Below are 16,236 nucleotides of genomic sequence, written 5' to 3'. Positions count from 1 at the left end.
GCCGGGGCGGGGTGGTGAGAACGGAACGGAAACGGACCTACAGCGGGGCCGGAGCGGGGTCACAGCGGATTCACGCTTGATTTCGTTGGTGCATGGACGTCATCACGCAGATAGTTGTTCCGCTCTTGGTGGCTGCCGCTCAGTCCGGAGCGGTCATCTGGGCAGCGCACCGCAAGAGGGGATCACACGCCCCCGATGCGAACGAGGCGGGGCCCGAGAGGGGCCGCCCCGACCCCGGCCGATAACCCGTAGCCGTAGAAAAAGGAACGGCCCCGGTGATCCGCAACGGATCGCCGGGACTGATCAAGTATTCCTGCGAGCGCATTCTTTTACTCGAATGGCTCGGGGAATGGCCTCACGTGTAGATGATGCCCCGGTAATGCCACACGTGCGCCGGGGCCGGTGCCGGGTCGGGTTCATACACGGCTCGGGGAACACACCCGTCCGGTACGTCTACCGGCCAGCCGTCTTTTAGCGTCATCCATGTGCCAAGCTTGCTCCGGTCTTTCTGGAGATCCTCAGAGCTCATTAGCTCCTGTTCGTGCCCGTCCCACGGGCCACCCACGAGGGTGACGACTATGCCTGCCATGTGTCGGGGGTCCTTTCGCGAGTGTGGCCGGGTACCCCGTGAGGATACCCGGCCACGTGATCAGGGGGGCGCGCGCGTCCTGTCAGGTGACGCTGACGATCAAGATGTTCGGGTCCCGCTCGAATTCGCGCTCGATTCTACGGGCCTCTTCTTCGCTCACTTTTTTGACCTTGGTCTGGCCGTTCTTGTAGGTGATGGTCACGGTGCGTTCTGCCATCGCTGTTTCTCCCCTTCTATCGGGCGCGTTCCTGCTGCTGCTGCTCACCTTCACCGTAGAACTTGCGGAGGTCGGTTGCGGTGTAGGTTTCGGCGTTCCCCCGCTTTTCGGCGGGCGGGTACCATTCGCCCCGCTGGCGGGCGCGGGTGCGCTGTTTCTTTGCCGTGTCGAAGTCGATTGTGATGATCCCGGCTTCGCACGCCTCTTTCAGCGTGTATCGCGTCTCCGGCTCCTGGGGGGCCGGTGGCAGTTCTGCGGCGGCACGCTCCGCCATTTGCCACGGGGATTCGCCCCGCTGGCGGAACGGCAAGACCACGGCCTCACGCTGGCCGTCCGGGGCCGAGGTGTCCCCGTCCCTGATGTCCCCGAACGAGGCGGGGATCTCGTGGGATGTGGCACCGGCCGGGGCGGGGACGGCGTCCGGGGACGCGGTGCCGATGGTCGGGGCGGGGGTGTCCAGCCCGGCGGCGGCGCACAGTTCGGCCACGTGGTGCGGCTCGAAGAATGGCAGTTGTACGGCGCGGGCGCGGCCGGAGTTATCGACGCACAGCCACCGGCCGGGAATGTCGGACGATTGGCCGCGCGGGCGGGTGCCCACGAGGTTATCCCACATGGACGGGTCGAATCGGGCGAGCATTTTGTACCCGAATTGCCGCCGGACCTCGCCGCCTCGCTTGGCGTCCCCACCGCCGGACGCGTCCGCGGACATGACCTGGTACGCATTGATGAGCCGGATTTTGAACGACCGGCCCATCACTGCGAGCAGGTACAGGTCTTCCCACACGGGCGGGATCTTTGGGTCGTCCTTTTCCCGGACGAGGCTCCATGCCCGCTGTGAGAACCGCGCGAAAGCGTTCTGTTCGTCGTTGAACAGAATGAGCGGTTCCCAGGATTCTTTAGGGCCACGCTTTCCGGTGCGGCGCGCGTCAAGTTCTTCAAGGTGCCAGCGGATCGCTGCCCACATGCGGAAAACGCCGTCGAGCTGATGTATGTCCCCGATGTCGTTGATCACGGTCATGCCGGGGACCGATTTCATGCCCTCGTCATCGCCCTTGACGTCGAGATAGGTTTGTTTGGCGGTGCCGCCGCTGCGGATAGCGAACTGTGCGGCGAGGATGCGCATGAGCGTGGATTTTCCGGCGCCGGTGCCTGCACTGATTCCAAGGTGCACCACGTGCCCATCGAAATTGAGGCTGATCCGCTCCGCTTCGGTGCCGAGACCGATGAATGGTTCCCACACGCTCCCGCCGGTCAGCATGATCTCGGCGACGTCCTCAAAGCGGACGAGCGACGGCGGGGCGGGCTTGCGGGTGAACGTGAGGACGTACGGGGCCCCGGCGTTGCGGGTGTGCCGCCATTCGCCCAGCAGCCGCTCATGCACGATGCGCGAGGCTTCGGTGATGTGCTGCGGCCGGTGATCGTCCGGCAACGGGATGACCAGCTCAACATCGTCGCGGGTCGCGTAGTCGCGCGGGATCACGATGCCTTGCAGGATGCGGTCGGGACGCTCCCCGAGGGCGGGCCCGAGAGCCTTTGTCATGGGTGCGACGATCCGGCGCCGGTGCTGCCAGTCGGCCCCGACCTGGTGTACCCGGCGGCCCGCGTACGCTGCCCCACCGGCGGTGACGGCGGCGAACACGAGCCGGTGCTCTGCCCACAGCCACAGCAGGGCGGCGGCGGCCGGGTAGGGGACGCCGCGCCAGAACGCCGGTCGGCCGTGGAACGGCGATAGCGAGGCGCGGCGCGCGACGGAGTCCGCGGAGCGGAACACGGTGGCGCCGGAGTGGTCAACGCCGGTGCGCGAGGCGATGACCTGGCCGCCGATGCTGATCTGCGTGCGGCGCATGTGCCAGCGGACGTGCCGGATGCCCAGCACAATGGACACGGTGAAGATGAGGGCCCAGACCAGCCAGCCATACCCGGCGGCGTCCAACTCGGCGTAGACGGCGGCGAGGCCGCTCGTCAGGCCGCTGATGACGTCGGAGAGGTCATCGGTGATGTCAGCCATGGGCGCCTCCTGGGCGGTCAGCAGGGACAGGGACAGGGACGGGTGCGGGGCGGTCATGGGCGCCACCCCCGGCGCGCGTCGAGCGTGGCGGCTCGGCCGGCGTCGGTGCCGACGTGCCAGACGCGTTCACAGCGCGAGAGGGCGCCCGTAGCGGGGTCGGTGCGCCATGCCAGCCACCGGACCGATAGGAGGCGCCCGGACGGGCTCACAGGGCCGTATGCGGGCGTGTCGGCGCGGGCGCGGGGGGCCGGGAGGCCGGTGGCGAGGATGGCGAGCGAGGTGAGCATGTAGACGGCACCGAGCGAGGCGCGGGGGCCGGGGGTCAGCCACAGGGCCGCACCGGCGGCCACGGCGACGGCGACGGCCAGCGCGAGCAGGGTGGCGAGACGGAGCAGCGGCATCACTGGCCACCTCCGAACGTCCGCCACGCGCGGTACTCGCGGGCACCGTCACGGCTGTCCCAGAACATGGCGCAGGCCGGGCAACCGCACTGCCAGGCGTGCATGTTGCGGGGGTTCACCGGGTGTTCGGCCGGGTCGCCGGTGTAGGGGATGGGGTCCGGGGACCGGCGCGGCGGGCGGGTGTCGGCGGGCACACGGCGGCGCATGATCCGGGTGAGTGCGGCGAGGCTGATCATCGGCGTCCCTCCCGGGGGTGACCCGGCGCCCGGTCGGACGCGGGCATGATCAACGGTATGTCTTGACCGCTGTCAATGTCGCGGTCGTTTCTGGTCTGACGCAGCGGGGACGCGCCCGGGTTCATGGCGGGGTCCGGCGAAACCATCGGGATCATGGCGGCCGGGCCGCCGGACTGGCCGAGGATCATGCCGGGCGCCATGACGTACCCGGGCGGGATCACCGGGGCGGCCGGGGCGCCGGGCTGGCCGGGCAGCACGTACACCGCCGGGGGACGCTCCGACGTGGGGGGCGGGGTGACCTCGGCCCGCGCCGTCATGGAGACGAGGCGAGGCGAGAAGCACAGCGCGCCGACCGTGACGCCACCGGCGAACGCTCCGGTGATCACTGCGGCGAGTGGGATGATGTCCATTCGTTGATCTCCTGTCGTGTTGGGTGATCGGCGAGAGGGGCGGCCCCGGCAGGCTGCGAAACCACGGGGGCCGCCCCGTCCCGATCCGATCAACCGGTCTCCTGCTTGACCAGGGACAGAACCGGTCCGGCGTCGGCGGGCGCGTCAGCCTCGCCGGGGTCGGCGCACGCCTCGCGGGCGGACCGCCGGGCCCGCTTGATCGCCGTCCGGACGTACGCCGGGGCGATGTCCACACCCAGCTTGGCCAGGCATGCCGACACCTCGGCCGGGGGGCTCTCCAGTCCTCCCAGCCGGTCACAGACGGCACGGACACGGGCCGCGTCACTGGGCAGGGACATGAGGTAGGCGCGTTCGGCGGAGGCGAGGCGGGTGTCGGCGTCGGGCAGATCACCGGTCGCGGCGCCGCCGGACGGGCCGGGGTCGTCCGGGTCATCGTCGGGCCCGTCGTCCGGGGTCTTGCTCGCGTCACGGACTTTGCCGATCAGCCATTGCGTGATCTTGTCTGCCTGCCCCGGGTGCGTCTCTCTGACGTCCTGACGTCCCGGCGTCATGACGTCCGGGTGATCCGGGGTCTGATCCGGGATCTGATCCGGGGCCGCGCCGTCCGAGGTGCCCCCGTGGTCCCCGTCCGGGCCGGAGTCCGGACGGGTCACGGGGTCGGCGTCCGGGGTCATGTCCCCCGGGGCAGTGCCGGACGTCATGACGTCCTGACGCTGTGACGTCTTGGCGTCCATGACATCGGCCAGGGTCACCACGGCGCCGGTGGTGTCCGCGACGGCGGCCGTGAGGTCCGCGCACAGGGCCGAGAGGATCGCCGACCGCGCCGCCGGGGTCGCCGGGCGCAGGACGATCCCGCCGTCCGGGCTGGCCGTGAGCGCTGCCGGGGCCGGGCCGACGTCGTGACGCCTTGACGTCAAGACGTCGTGACGCCGCACCGGTGCCACGGCGGGCGGTACAGGGTCGGCCACGAGCCGCTTGATGACTGCCAGTGCCGCCATGAGTCCGGCGACGGCCGCGATCGGGGGTACCGCTGCGGTGATGTGATCGGCGGACGACGCTTCCGCGCCGACGTGCCCGGCGTTCCAGACGATGCTGGCCGCGAGCCCCGAGAGGGTGAGTGTCCACCCCAGGAGGCGGGCGCGGGTACCCCATCGCAGGATGGCCGACGCGAGCAGCACGATCTCCCCCGCGAGGATGTAGGCGTCAACCTGCAACGGCCAGATGTCCGCACGCCACGTACCGGGGACGCGGTGATGCGTCGCCCACGTCTTGAGTCCCTGGTAGGACTCGGCGAACGCCGTGGCCGTCGCGGCGAACACGATCACCGCGAGCAGGGCCAGCGCGCCCAACAGCATGCCTCGCATCGCGGGAGTGAGCGGACGCGGGGCCGGGGTCGTGTCCCGTGTCAGTGGGATCACCTCCATAAGGAAACCGTAAGGACCAGGTCCCATAATGTGCCCCGGGGGGTACAGAGTCAAGGGACCTGGTCCTTTTGGAGGTCAGAGACGTCGTGACGTCGTGACGTCTAGGCGTCTAATAGCGTAGTCGCAGGTGGTGGGGGGTGAAGCATTCGGCCGGCGGGCGCCCGCGGAGCGTGTTACCGCAGGCCATCCCGCCAGGGTCGCTATTAGACGGCCGGGGTCACCGGGGCAACCGGCCACGCGGCGGTCTCGTGACGGGTGAGAGAGGACCAGACCTCTACGCGGTCGGCGGGGATGACAACGGCGGTGACCTCTAGGGGGTCGCCGGTGCGGGCTGACCGGCCGATCCTCACCAGCTCTAGGACGGGCATGCCGGTGCGGGGCATGCGGAGTAGGCGAGCCTCCTCGCTCGTGGGCATGCGGGCGCGGGTGCGCTCATCCCAGCTGATGGGGCCGTGTCCCGCCTCCTCTAGGCGGTCTAGATATCCGCCCGGCCCTGTCGACACCTCCCCCACCTGCGGCGCGTCCGCCACGGCGTGCGGGGCGATCCACGTGTCGGTGATGTCGAACGGGGTGTCATCCTCGGCCGGACTCATCACCCGGCGGCGCCGTAGCACCTCGGTTCCGGCCGGGACCCCCAGCAGTGCCGCGAGATCCTCGGGGATCGGCTCCATAGACCTCTTGGGGGTGCCATGCGCCTTCCATGGCTCATCTGGCGCCGTGGCGGCCGGGAAGATGTAGCCGCGCCGGGGGTCCCTCATGATCTCCGCACCGCGACGGCGTCGGCGCTCACCTTGGGATCGAACGGTGATCCCGCGTCGGTGCTGGATCTCGATGATGCCCTCCGCTTCCAAGGTCGACATGGCGCGCCGGATGACGTCCTTACTGACACCCAACATCTCGGTCAGTTCTCGATACCCCGGGAGACGTGTGCCGGGTGGGTACTCCCCGGACTCGATACGTCTGCGCAGGTCAGCGGCGATGTCTTCATACCGGCCGGGCATGTGGCCTCCTTGAATCTTCGGTTAGCACCGGTGCATTTCCCCTTTGGGAATCATCGTCTGCACGGGGTGGGGAGAGCAAGTCAGGACCAGGTCCCTTGACGCAGGTCACCACCCGGCGCATGATTGGACCTGGTCCATACGAAAGCCCCCGCCGGTCTATGTCTTGGCGGACGTCCGGCGGGGGCGCGTACCTCAAAGGAGGTTCTCCCATGATGGCACGAAGGCTGGCGCGCATGATCGCCCCGGCTGAGAAGGGCTGCCCGTGCTGCGGCGGTCAGGGCAAGGTCGGCGGGTCTCAGAACCGCGACTGCCCCACCTGCCGCGGCACCGGCAAGGGGGCGAGCGAGTGATGGCGCGAGTCACCCGATCCCACGTCGTGACCGCCGGGGTCGCCCTCACGCTGGGTGTCCTGACCGCCGTGTTCTACACGGCGCCGGGCTGGATCTCCGTCCCGGCCCTGTGCGCGTTCGTGTACGTGTGCGGCGTCATGGACGGCCGGGCCGGTCGGCGACTGGGCCGCCTCCCCGTGTGGCTGGCGGACGTCAAGGCGCACGCTGCGGCGGCCCGGCGCCCGGACGGCGCGGCGCGATGACGGCCCCCACGATGCACGGTTCCGACGCTCGGACGCTGCGGCGTCCGGGCGCCGGGCCGTGCCCGAACTGCGGATCACGTACCGCGACGTACTGCATCGGCGGCGACCGCTGGCGGTGCGGGTGCGGGCACCGGTGGCGCGCGACCCCGGACCCCGCGCCCGCACTGCCGCTGGCCGGGGCCGACGTCTACGCCGTGGTCATGGACCGGGCGGGCTGGCGGTGCGAGTGCGAGGCGCGGCACCCCCGGCACCGGGGCCGGTGCGAGGCTGAACACGGCACGGCCGGGGTGCGTCTCCTCGCCGGGCCGACGCACCCCGGCCCCGACCCCGCCCGGACGCTGCGGCACGTCCCGGCCGAGGAGATGCGGGCGTGGTGCGCGTCGTGCTGGGACCTGTGCGTCAGTGCGGCGAGGCGTCAGCAGCGCGCGGCGGCGCACAACGAGGCGCCCGCCATGGACTCCCTGTTCTGAGAGGTGATCACGTGCAGTTGACCGCGTACGAAATCGAGGTCATCCGGACCCTGCTCCTGTCACGCGCGGCGGCCCTGGCGGACCTGGCGCAGGACCCGGGCAGCCCGCTGGCGTCAACGTGGCACAAGCGGGCCGCCGAGTACCTCGCGCTGTCCGACCGATTCCGGGAGATCCTGCCCGGCGCGGCGGCGCGGGACGGATGGAGCGTCACGCTCACCGAGACCCGCACCGACGCCTAGACGAGATCAGCCCCGGCCGCTGCCGCGCGGTCGGGGCCGATCTTTGCTCGTCTGCGTCACATCTGTCACGGGAGGTGTAGTGCCGATCATTCGACGTCCGGCGACACGCATGGCAATCGTGCCTCGCGTGTCACTGGATCGGCGTACCCTCCCCCATACATGCCTGAGGGCCCCGGCCTATGTGACCGGCTGCCAACCGGTCGGCGCGGGACCCTCAATCACGCTACGAAGGGGAGTCTACGTGACTCGACGCTTCACGTCTGCATCTCCCGCTTGGTTGCGGGGGGTGAGTCGATGACTACCGCGTCATCTGACGTGCCGACCGGTGCCACCGTCACCAGCCTGCACCCGGCCCGCGTCATGGTGCGTGGCTGCCCCGGGTGGGCATACGAGCGTCCGGCCGACCCCGCCGGGGCGGACGGCCAGCGGGGCGGGCTGTTCAAGGTCGCCTCCATCAAGGCGAGTAAGAGCGACGAAATCGACGGCGCAGAGATCGTCGATAGGACGCGCTTCGAGTACCGGCCGGTGCTGGACTGGTGTCCGCTGGTGTTGGCTCGCATGGTGACCGTGGCGGACGACGGAACCCCGACCGGCCGGTACTACCGCATGCAGGTCGGTGCCGATGTCGTGATCGCGTCCTATCAGGAGATCACTAGCGGGGATGTGTGGGCGCGCTGCCCCGATGCGTACGGCATCACCACACGGCAGACACGCGAGGTCATGGCGGGCGTGGTGTTTGACCAGGGCGCCCGCCTTGACCGCACTGTGGCAGTGACCCGTACGGGTTGGCACACGATGCCGGACGGCGCACGGGTGTACGTCTACCCGGACGGCCGGACCTACCCGGCCGGGCGGGACGTCTACGTCGTGGGCATGCCCGAACGGCTTGTAGCGGCGGCTGCGCCGGTGCCCGCGCCGCCGGATGACCAGGTTCGCCGGGACCTCGCCGAGATCGCCGACTGCGGCGGCTGGGCCCCGCTCATGGGCATCGCCGCAGCAGCGCGCACCCTCGGACAGAGCGTGCGGCCGGTGCCGTTCGGCTTGGTGATCCACGGCGACCCCGGCGCCGGAAAATCCAGCACTGCGGCGGCCGGGCGCGGGCTTGTGGTTGACGGGTCGCAGTGGCCGCCGGTCGCCACGTCGGTGATGTCCGCGACCGTGACGCGGCTGGAGATGGCCGCCGACCGTGAGGCCGACATGCCGACACTGTGGGATGACCTCGCGCTGACCGGCGCGTCATCCCTGGCAGAGCAGCGGGACGCCGCAGCGAAATACGAGCGGATCATCCGGCCATTGGCCAACCAAGAGGCCGTGCGGCCCCGCGCCGACCGGGAGATCAACCCCCGCCCCGACACCTACGTGCGGAGCATCGCGACCCTGACCGCGCAGCAGCTCCCGGCCGCGATGCAAACGTCACTCATGCGCCGGGCCGTCATGCTCTACCTGCGGCAGGGTGACGCACAGACGGTGTGGTGGGAGCCCGCGGATAAGGGCCGTGGCGGACGCGACGGCGCGGCCCGCACTGCGGCATCCCGCCGGGCCATCGGTGACCGCATCATCGCCCGCCTGGGCGATGCCGCCGACCCCGCCGAGATCCTCGCCGACGCCGACCGGCGCGGGCTGGCCGCACTCGCCCCGCACATGGACCGGGAAGTTCCGGGCTGGCGTCAGGCGACCGATGGGTTTGACGGGGTGGTGGCCGGGGCCGGGCAAATGCTCGGCGGGCTCATCCTCGTGGCCGACGCCGCCGGGGCCGACCCCGGCCCGCTCGTGGAGCGCGTGGCGGCCCCGCTGGCGCGGGCACTGGCAGAGCAGGCGGTGACCATGGACGACCGGCGCGCCGGAACCGATGACGTGGCTACGGCGGTAGGGGACATCATCCGGCGGGCGCTGGCCGCGCGCCGCGCCTACGTCATGGACCGGGACGGCACCACCGGCCCCGGGCGCGGCCCGGACGGGCTCACGGCCACGGAACTAGGGCTACGTGAGGCCGGGCGGGACATGAGCGGACTCCCCATCTATGAGGGGGCGGGGGTGCCGCTGGTGTGGGCGCCGACGTACGGCGGGCTCGCGGTCCGGGAGAGTGCCCTGCACACCCTCACCGCAGCCGCCGGGGACGGCCGGGCCGCCGGGTACACCGCCCGATCCATCGGCAAGGCTCTCGCCAGGGCCGGGGCCCTGGTCACCAGTGGCGACAGGATCGTGAAGAAGGTCGTGGTGAACGGCCGGGGGCAGTGGTACCTCGTGATCCGGCCCCAAATCGTGTGGCCGGACGTGGCAGAGCCCGGCCCGGACGACACGGACGGGGCCGCACCGGCAGAGCCGACCGGCCCCGACACCAGCACCGGCGGCCCCGACGTCGGCCCCGGCCCGGCGGCCCCGGACGCCGCCGACACCACCCCTGCCCCGCCGGTGTCCAATAAGGAAACCCGCACGTCAGGCGAGGCTGGCACACCTCGGCCGGCGTCGGCCGCGGGCGAGGTGTCCGCAGGTCACCCCGCACCCGCCGCTATTGACAGTCCGGCCGTGGCACCCGTGCTGGCCGCCGGGGTGTCCGAGCATGGCGTGACGTGGGTCGGCCCGGACGGCGCCGCCGAGACCGTAGACGGCCCGTACACCTCGCTCCCGGCCCTGCTCGCCGATGTGGCCGACCGCATGCCGACCGGCGGGACCATCGCGGTCAGTGCCGACGCGGCACGGGCGCTCGGGTACCCGGACGCGCCGATCAACACCAGGCCCGGCAAGGTCGCCCGGGACGCAGCGCGCGGGAAGACGACACGCGCACCCAAGAGCAAAGCCGGGGAGCCGTGCCGCGCGGTGAGCGAGGCGGCCGGGGCGGGCTGGCAGCCATCGGCGGCAGGCATCGGGGCATGGACTGCGTGGCACGGCAAGGGCCGCCCGTCCATTGCCGTGGTGGTCCCGGAATGGGTTGACCCCCAGAAAATGCAGGTCGGCTCATTCACCTACATCCGGGGCGATCACGACGCATTTACCGCTGCCTATCTCCTCGGTCGGTATAGGGAAATGGTCGGGGTGCCGTTCTCATTCACCTCGGGTACCTCCGCATGCAACGCATTGCGCGTCGCGCCTTTCGGGCCGGACGCGCCGCAGCAGCCCGGCCGCCGACCGGCCCGGAAAGCCCTGCTCAAATGGAACGGCGGCCAGTCTCCGGCGCGAGGTGCCGCACAAGAAACCCTGCTGAAATGGGACCGGCCCGCCGATCTCATCACCCCGGCAGAACGCGAAACGCCGTACGTGCTCGGATTCGACAAAGTGCAGGCGTACCTCTCGGCCATGAGTGTCACCGTGCTCCCCTGGGACGCACTGGAGCACTGCGGCATCGCCGGAGGATTCGACGCGAGCATTCCGGGATACTGGCAGGTTTCCGGACCGTGGCAGCCATTCGAGAATCTGCCGGACCTGACCGGCCGGGGTGGGGCCGCCGGGCCGCATTGGCTCGCGACTCCCACTGTTGCGCTGCTCCTCGAAACCGGCATGCCGGAAGAGATGGTCACCGATGCGTGGCTGCCACCGGTGCGGAATGGCGCGCGAGGTAAAACGCTGCCGCAGGGGGCGCGCCTACTGCGCGGCGACCGGGCCCGGCCTGCACTCACTGAGACTCTGAGGGATGCCCTACTCGGCATTTCGCCGGACACTCCCGACCCTGACGAGGCGCACGTGCGCGAGGCACTCAAAGCGACCTACCGAGAAATGGTCGGGATGCTGGAACGGGGTACGCGATTCGTCAAGCGTAATGACTGGGCAGACCAGATCATTGCCATGACGCGCGCTACGATCCTCCGAAAGGCGATACAGGCTGGCACTGAATCCGGCCGGTGGCCGCTGCGCATTAACTCCGACTGCGTGTACTACGCCGCCACCACCGCCGATCCCCGCACGGAGATTCCGGCAGGCTGGAAATTCCCGGCCACTGACGAAATCCCGACTCTCGGCCAGTGGTCCCACAAGAAAACCATCCCCATGGCGGAATTCCTGGCGTCCGACGTCAACGGCACCCCCCGGAAGGTGTGACGCACCATGCCGAAAATGAGAGGAAAGGCGGCGCGGGACCTAGGCCACGCTCTGTGGCAGGCACTAACCGGCCGCGCCTACAGCACCGCAGAAAAGGCGACCACCCAGCGGAAAACCCAAGAGATGGTCGACCGGTGGGGAAAGCAGGGCACCGCCCAAAAGCTGGGCGTGTCGGTGCGCACCGTCGAACGGTACATGTCAGGGCAAATCAAGGGCCCGGGCAAACGAAACAGGGACCGATTCGAGGCGGCCCACCGAGAAGCGAACGTCAAGCCGGGCCGGGCGGGCAAACTCCGCGACGCCGGAACTGCCAGCGGTCCCGGCCGCGAGCAGGCCGGTAGCGGCGGGCTCGCGATTTGCGGCATGGTCCGTGTCAGTCAGGACAGGCGGAAGCGGTGGATTAACCCCGGCAATCGCATGACCGATGCAGAGGCCGATCACATCATCAACACGATGATTCAGCACGGCCCGGACGCCGCAGCCGCTGACCTGAATGTCATCATCCAACGGTACGTACCGGACATGCACATAGAATCGATCGAAGAAATCGACTGGTAATCCAGCCAAACACAACGGGACCCCGGCACGTGGCCGGGGTCCCGTTGTGTTTACTTTGTCACTGCCGGACGATGGCCCCGCATTCACCGCATTCCGCCCGGACCTTGCCGTTCATCTGGGCCAGGTTAGCCCAATTCTCCGTGTTGCCGCAGTCGGGGCACCGCAACATCTTGCCGTTCGTGATGACCGCCATTTCGCCTCGCCTTTCAGTCGGTGCGTTCGGCCGGTGATCCTGTCTCGCCGGTCCGTGGGACGGCCGGACACCCGGCCCGGCCGCCCGGACGCACCGGCGGTCAGCGGCCGCGGAAGACGCGCGCGTTGTGCTCAGCGGTGCGGACCTCGTACTCGGCGTCCTTCAGGGCCTCGCGCAGAGCGGCAGGGTCCGACTCGCCGTTGCGCAGCATGCGCCGGTACTTGTCAGCCTCCTTGCGCGCCTTACGGGCCGCCTCGTCATACTCGCGAGCCCTGCGGTCGCGGTCGGCCTGCCGGTCAGCGTTGCGGCTGCTGAACAGTCCCATGGTGGGTCCTCTCGTGTGATCGCCGGTGAGCCTGTCTCGCCGGTCCGTGGGACGGCCGGGCCAGGGTCCGGCCGCCCGGACGCACCGGCGGTCAGTGCCCGTGTCGTAGTGCTGCCATGAGCAGCGGCCGGTGCGCCTCGTACAGCACCGCGCCCGCGGCTGCCAGATCCCTCGTCAGGGTGTCCATGTCGGCGCACGGCACCCAGCGGGCATCGATCGCGTCATCGGCCGCCGTGGCGGGCAGCGGCGCCGACACCCGGAACAGGGCGACCGTCGAGCACACCCAGGCGTGATCACTCGCCCGGGGGTCGTCAACGTAGGTGCGCATGAGGATCGTCGGCGTCACGTCGGCGAGGTCCACGCCGGTTTCCTCGGCCAACTCCCGCACGAGTGCGGCCGGGGCGGTCTCTCCCGGGTCAACCATGCCCCCGGGCACCGCCCAGTGGCCGCAGTCGGACCTGCGGATCAACAGCACGTGCGGGCCGTCCGGGGTGGCCGCGATGACGATCGGGTCGGCGGCGGCGTTCTCGCCCCATCGGCCGAGGTTGCGGCCACAGCGTCCGGTTCGGCCGGCCGGGTTGAGCGGCAGCCCGTCCGCCACGGTGTAGGGCAGCAGCGCGACCGCCTGACGGGGCCCGTAGTCGATGGCGCGGGGGTCGGTGGCGGGTTCGGCCCACCCCTCCCGGACGCTGGCCGCGATGCCCTCGGGCTGCAATTCCGGGGGCGTGATGTCGATCGGGGCGTAGTCCGGCCACGGCACGGACCAGGGCCGCAGATGCTCGGGGATGACGGGCGTTGTGGTCATGGTCGGGTCCTCTCGTGTGATCGCCGGTGAGCCTGTCTCGCCGGTCCGTGGGACGGCCGGGCCGGGGTCCGGCCGCCCGGACGCACCGGCGGTCAGGTGATGATGAGTGCGGTGATCAGCAGCCAGCCGAGGTGCCATGACTGGTCAAGGTGGTACAGGGCGTACCGGTCGTGATCGATCCAGCCGCCTTTGCGGATCGGCCACAGCCGCGCCAGCCGATCCAGGTGCACCCGGCGATCGGCGACGTAGTGAGTGATCGCGTTCACGGCCAGCCCGGCGGCCAGATAGCCCGGCCGGTAGGCGGTGCCCGTCTGCCACGCCACGAGCAGCAGCGCACCGGCCAGGGTCGCCGTGTGCGTGCCGACGTGCCGCAGGTTCGCCAAGTGCCCCTGCAGGGTCGGCCGGGCCTTGTGCGTGGCCTGGTGATTGGTTTGCAGCCAGTGATCGGCCACATGGTGAGCGATGATCAGCGTCGCCAGGGTGACGGCGTACGCGGTCGCGGTCATGATGGGGGTGTCCTCTCTGCTGACCCAATGGGAGGGGATGCCGGGCCGGGGCCGCCACGGGCTAGGTGAGGGGCCCCGGCCCGGACCGTCATTCGTCGGCCGGGCGGGTACGGCGGGCGGCCAGCTCGTCAATGCGAGCCATGGCGCGGCGGCGCGCCTCCTCGGGGGTGTCCGCCTTGTGGAGCCCGCCAGCGTCACGCCAGTAGCCAAGGTCGGCGTACTCCGTGCGGATGCGCTCCACAAGACGCCGCACGGTCGGTTGCGGCCGGTCCAGGGCTAGGGAGATCTCTCCCCATGACCGGCCGTAGGTGTCGCGCGCCAGCCACGCCACGTCACCGATCACCTGCTCGATACGCGCGCCGACCCGGCCCGCTGCGGTGAGCATGTCCCAGACATCGGCGGGGCCCTGCGGGGTGATGTGGCGTCCCTGGCCGTACATGCGCAGGACCTGCGCCAGATCACCCCGGACCGCCAGCCCCCACAGGTAGCCCCGGGGGTCGTCCGTGTCGCTGGTGATATCGATTGTGAGCGTCACGCGCGCCGGACGGCCGTCCGTGGTGGCGGCCTCGCTCCCGTCAACGCTGATCTTCACTCGCTCCCCTCTCTATGTCGTTCCGACAAACCTAAGGTATGTCGTACTGACATAGCCCGCATAGTGTCGCCGTGGTCATAGGTGCCTTACCGGCGCCCGGCCTGCGACAATCAGACGTCAAGGTGTCAAGACGTCACAGCGTCACGACGTCTAATAACATCTGCGCAGGTCACAAAGGGTGCACCTCGCCGCCGGCATCGGCCCGCGGAACACGTCTTCGCAGGTTGTGAGCCGGTCGGCCTTATTGACACAGGAGGTATCGCGCATGGCAGTGGCCCCGCCGTGGTGGGTGGTCAACGTTCTGAAAGGCGGCGCCCGGAAGTCCACAACGGCCATGTTCCTGGCGTTCGCGCTCGCGAGCGCTGGCGAGGATGACGTGCTCGTGGTTGACGCTGACCACGGGACACAAGGCGTCACAGACTGGGCTACACGGGTGTACGCGGACGGCGGGACCCTGCCGTTCCACGTCGTCCAATGGGCGCCAAGTCAAGGGCTCTTGGTGCCGTTCGCACAGCGGGCCGCCCACGAGGTAGGCGCCCGCCGTGTGCTCGTTGACGTCGGAGGTGAGGCGCCCGAGGTACTGCGACAGGTCATCCTCGCCGCCCGCCTCGTGGTGGCACCGGTCGGCCCCGAACAGGGAGAGCTATCCCGGGTGCCCGCCACGGCGTTGATCGCCCGGGAGGCACGCGTACCCCTGCATGCCCTCCTCACCCGGGTCCCCTCGCCGGGGAAGGGTATCGCAAAGTCCGCCCGCGATTACCTCACCGGGGAACGGCTCAATGTCCTCACCACGGAAATACCGCAGGACCGCGAAACCTACGCCCATGTATGGGGCACTGTCCCTGACGATCTCGGCGCCTACGTCGAGTGTGCTAAAGAGCTTTGCGCCCTAGAAGGGAGGGTTTCATGAGCGCCAAGCCTAAGCAGTTTCGCACGATAAAGCCCACCCTGCCGAATGCGGATGACGCGCCCCCCGCACCCCCCACACCTCCGGCCGCAGCGGGCCAGCCTGCCAGCACTCGCGCATCCGGCACCGACGATCGGACCGCGTTCACGTGGCGCCTGTACCCCCAACAGGCCCTCATGTTCGATGACCTGGTGTACCGCGCGAAACGTGACCTCGGCACCGCCAAGCTAGATAAGGCCACGGTTCTACTCGCACTAGTCCGCGCCGCCCAAGAATCCCCCGGCGTCTATGGCGCCCTACTCGCCCAACTCCAGAGAGAGACACCACCGGCCGAGTGACCCGTTTCTGTGCCATTCTGGTTAAAGAATGCGCTTGCAGAAATGCTTGATCGGCCCCGGCGGTCCCTAGTGGATCACCGGGGCCGTTCTTATTGGTGCGCTCGCGGTTGCGGGACCGGCGGGGCCGGGCCGGTGTACCCTGCCGGGCATGAAACGATCTGGCGAATGCCGGGCGTGTGGCAGCACCGACCGGCCAGTGAATCCCTGGCAGGTATGTACCTGGTGTGAGGACTATCCCGACTCTTACGCGGAATACGAAGACTATGAGGCCGCGATGCTCGCGCGCGAGCTGCATAACGGGTTGCGGTACGGCGAAACCTGAATTGCCGCGCCACAACGGCCGGGCCCTCTCCTGGGGGTCCGGTCGTTGCCGTTCCCGAGGGTCGGTGCGGG

At 69.7% G+C, this 16,236-nt stretch carries 18 protein-coding genes; 7 read left to right on the top strand and 11 right to left on the bottom strand.

What is annotated here, in order from left to right; translation table 11 throughout:
* Positions 1-671 precede the first annotated feature (671 nt).
* From ABZ801_RS41475 to ABZ801_RS41445, 7 genes are all read right to left on the bottom strand, one after another.
* Positions 672-806, bottom strand: a complete 135-nt coding sequence (locus ABZ801_RS41475) for a hypothetical protein (RefSeq protein ID WP_360709435.1) — start codon at positions 804-806, stop codon at positions 672-674.
* 16 nt (positions 807-822) lie between these two features.
* On the bottom strand, positions 823-2,814 hold the full coding sequence (locus ABZ801_RS41470) for a hypothetical protein (RefSeq protein WP_360709432.1): 1,992 nt from the start codon (positions 2,812-2,814) through the stop codon (positions 823-825).
* Between the two features lie 53 nt (positions 2,815-2,867).
* On the bottom strand, positions 2,868-3,215 hold the full coding sequence (locus ABZ801_RS41465; RefSeq protein ID WP_360709430.1) for a hypothetical protein: 348 nt from the start codon (positions 3,213-3,215) through the stop codon (positions 2,868-2,870).
* Positions 3,215-3,451, bottom strand: coding sequence for a hypothetical protein (locus ABZ801_RS41460; RefSeq protein WP_360709427.1), 237 nt, complete (start codon positions 3,449-3,451; stop codon positions 3,215-3,217). Before ABZ801_RS41460 ends, ABZ801_RS41465 begins: the two co-directional genes overlap by 1 nt.
* Positions 3,448-3,861 carry a hypothetical protein gene (locus ABZ801_RS41455; RefSeq protein WP_360709425.1) on the bottom strand — a complete coding sequence of 138 codons (414 nt, stop codon included), beginning with the start codon at positions 3,859-3,861 and terminating at the stop codon, positions 3,448-3,450. Before ABZ801_RS41455 ends, ABZ801_RS41460 begins: the two co-directional genes overlap by 4 nt.
* 89 nt (positions 3,862-3,950) lie before the next feature.
* Positions 3,951-5,225, bottom strand: coding sequence for a hypothetical protein (locus tag ABZ801_RS41450; protein WP_360709422.1), 1,275 nt, complete (start codon positions 5,223-5,225; stop codon positions 3,951-3,953).
* Positions 5,226-5,488: 263 nt separating this feature from the next.
* Positions 5,489-6,286, bottom strand: a complete 798-nt coding sequence (locus ABZ801_RS41445) for a GntR family transcriptional regulator (protein ID WP_360709419.1) — start codon at positions 6,284-6,286, stop codon at positions 5,489-5,491.
* Positions 6,287-6,495: 209 nt separating this feature from the next.
* On the opposite strand from ABZ801_RS41445, the gene ABZ801_RS41440 reads away from it, so the two are divergent.
* The 6 genes from ABZ801_RS41440 (at position 6,496) to ABZ801_RS41415 (ending at position 12,177) form a co-directional block, all read left to right on the top strand.
* A complete protein-coding gene (locus ABZ801_RS41440) occupies positions 6,496-6,636 on the top strand; it encodes a hypothetical protein (protein WP_360709415.1) in 141 nt (46 codons plus the stop codon).
* On the top strand, positions 6,636-6,878 hold the full coding sequence (locus tag ABZ801_RS41435) for a hypothetical protein (RefSeq protein ID WP_360709412.1): 243 nt from the start codon (positions 6,636-6,638) through the stop codon (positions 6,876-6,878). Before ABZ801_RS41440 ends, ABZ801_RS41435 begins: the two co-directional genes overlap by 1 nt.
* Entirely contained in the window at positions 6,875-7,348 is a 474-nt protein-coding gene (locus ABZ801_RS41430) for a hypothetical protein (protein WP_360709409.1), read from the top strand. The genes ABZ801_RS41435 and ABZ801_RS41430 overlap by 4 nt, the downstream gene beginning before the upstream one ends.
* Before the next feature lie 11 nt (positions 7,349-7,359).
* Positions 7,360-7,587, top strand: coding sequence for a hypothetical protein (locus ABZ801_RS41425; RefSeq protein ID WP_360709407.1), 228 nt, complete (start codon positions 7,360-7,362; stop codon positions 7,585-7,587).
* A gap of 294 nt (positions 7,588-7,881) precedes the next feature.
* Positions 7,882-11,619, top strand: coding sequence for a hypothetical protein (locus ABZ801_RS41420; RefSeq protein WP_360709404.1), 3,738 nt, complete (start codon positions 7,882-7,884; stop codon positions 11,617-11,619).
* Between the two features lie 15 nt (positions 11,620-11,634).
* Positions 11,635-12,177 (top strand): hypothetical protein, encoded by a 543-nt coding sequence (locus ABZ801_RS41415; protein WP_360709401.1) that lies wholly within the window; start codon positions 11,635-11,637, stop codon positions 12,175-12,177.
* A gap of 293 nt (positions 12,178-12,470) precedes the next feature.
* Here ABZ801_RS41415 and ABZ801_RS41410 read toward each other — a convergent pair whose 3' ends face one another.
* From ABZ801_RS41410 to ABZ801_RS41395, 4 genes are all read right to left on the bottom strand, one after another.
* Entirely contained in the window at positions 12,471-12,695 is a 225-nt protein-coding gene (locus ABZ801_RS41410) for a hypothetical protein (RefSeq protein WP_360709398.1), read from the bottom strand.
* 91 nt (positions 12,696-12,786) lie between these two features.
* On the bottom strand, positions 12,787-13,500 hold the full coding sequence (locus ABZ801_RS41405; RefSeq protein WP_360709395.1) for an NUDIX domain-containing protein: 714 nt from the start codon (positions 13,498-13,500) through the stop codon (positions 12,787-12,789).
* Between the two features lie 92 nt (positions 13,501-13,592).
* Positions 13,593-14,006, bottom strand: a complete 414-nt coding sequence (locus tag ABZ801_RS41400; RefSeq protein ID WP_360709392.1) for a DUF3307 domain-containing protein — start codon at positions 14,004-14,006, stop codon at positions 13,593-13,595.
* Between the two features lie 88 nt (positions 14,007-14,094).
* Positions 14,095-14,598, bottom strand: a complete 504-nt coding sequence (locus ABZ801_RS41395; RefSeq protein ID WP_360709390.1) for a hypothetical protein — start codon at positions 14,596-14,598, stop codon at positions 14,095-14,097.
* Between the two features lie 265 nt (positions 14,599-14,863).
* On the opposite strand from ABZ801_RS41395, the gene ABZ801_RS41390 reads away from it, so the two are divergent.
* Positions 14,864-15,508: a ParA family protein gene (locus ABZ801_RS41390; protein WP_360709387.1), complete on the top strand. Its 645-nt coding sequence runs from the start codon at positions 14,864-14,866 to the stop codon at positions 15,506-15,508.
* The last annotated feature ends 728 nt before the right edge of the window (positions 15,509-16,236 follow it).

The sequence above is a fragment of the Actinomadura sp. NPDC047616 genome, from assembly GCF_040642915.1.
GTDB classification, from domain to species: Bacteria; Actinomycetota; Actinomycetes; order Streptosporangiales; family Streptosporangiaceae; genus Spirillospora; species Spirillospora miaoliensis.
This window is presented reverse-complemented; position numbering and strand designations above follow the sequence as displayed.

Excerpts from the sequence above, each read along its gene's own strand:
- ABZ801_RS41475 (WP_360709435.1), bottom strand. The coding sequence starts at position 806 with ATGGCAGAACGCACCGTGACCATCACCTACAAGAACGGCCAGACCAAG.
- ABZ801_RS41470 (WP_360709432.1), bottom strand. The coding sequence starts at position 2,814 with ATGGCTGACATCACCGATGACCTCTCCGACGTCATCAGCGGCCTGACG.
- ABZ801_RS41465 (WP_360709430.1), bottom strand. The coding sequence starts at position 3,215 with ATGCCGCTGCTCCGTCTCGCCACCCTGCTCGCGCTGGCCGTCGCCGTC.
- ABZ801_RS41460 (WP_360709427.1), bottom strand. The coding sequence starts at position 3,451 with ATGATCAGCCTCGCCGCACTCACCCGGATCATGCGCCGCCGTGTGCCC.
- ABZ801_RS41455 (WP_360709425.1), bottom strand. The coding sequence starts at position 3,861 with ATGGACATCATCCCACTCGCCGCAGTGATCACCGGAGCGTTCGCCGGT.
- ABZ801_RS41450 (WP_360709422.1), bottom strand. The coding sequence starts at position 5,225 with ATGCGAGGCATGCTGTTGGGCGCGCTGGCCCTGCTCGCGGTGATCGTG.
- ABZ801_RS41445 (WP_360709419.1), bottom strand. The coding sequence starts at position 6,286 with ATGCCCGGCCGGTATGAAGACATCGCCGCTGACCTGCGCAGACGTATC.
- ABZ801_RS41440 (WP_360709415.1), top strand. The coding sequence starts at position 6,496 with ATGATGGCACGAAGGCTGGCGCGCATGATCGCCCCGGCTGAGAAGGGC.
- ABZ801_RS41435 (WP_360709412.1), top strand. The coding sequence starts at position 6,636 with ATGGCGCGAGTCACCCGATCCCACGTCGTGACCGCCGGGGTCGCCCTC.
- ABZ801_RS41430 (WP_360709409.1), top strand. The coding sequence starts at position 6,875 with ATGACGGCCCCCACGATGCACGGTTCCGACGCTCGGACGCTGCGGCGT.
- ABZ801_RS41420 (WP_360709404.1), top strand. The coding sequence starts at position 7,882 with ATGACTACCGCGTCATCTGACGTGCCGACCGGTGCCACCGTCACCAGC.
- ABZ801_RS41415 (WP_360709401.1), top strand. The coding sequence starts at position 11,635 with ATGAGAGGAAAGGCGGCGCGGGACCTAGGCCACGCTCTGTGGCAGGCA.
- ABZ801_RS41410 (WP_360709398.1), bottom strand. The coding sequence starts at position 12,695 with ATGGGACTGTTCAGCAGCCGCAACGCTGACCGGCAGGCCGACCGCGAC.
- ABZ801_RS41405 (WP_360709395.1), bottom strand. The coding sequence starts at position 13,500 with ATGACCACAACGCCCGTCATCCCCGAGCATCTGCGGCCCTGGTCCGTG.
- ABZ801_RS41400 (WP_360709392.1), bottom strand. The coding sequence starts at position 14,006 with ATGACCGCGACCGCGTACGCCGTCACCCTGGCGACGCTGATCATCGCT.
- ABZ801_RS41390 (WP_360709387.1), top strand. The coding sequence starts at position 14,864 with ATGGCAGTGGCCCCGCCGTGGTGGGTGGTCAACGTTCTGAAAGGCGGC.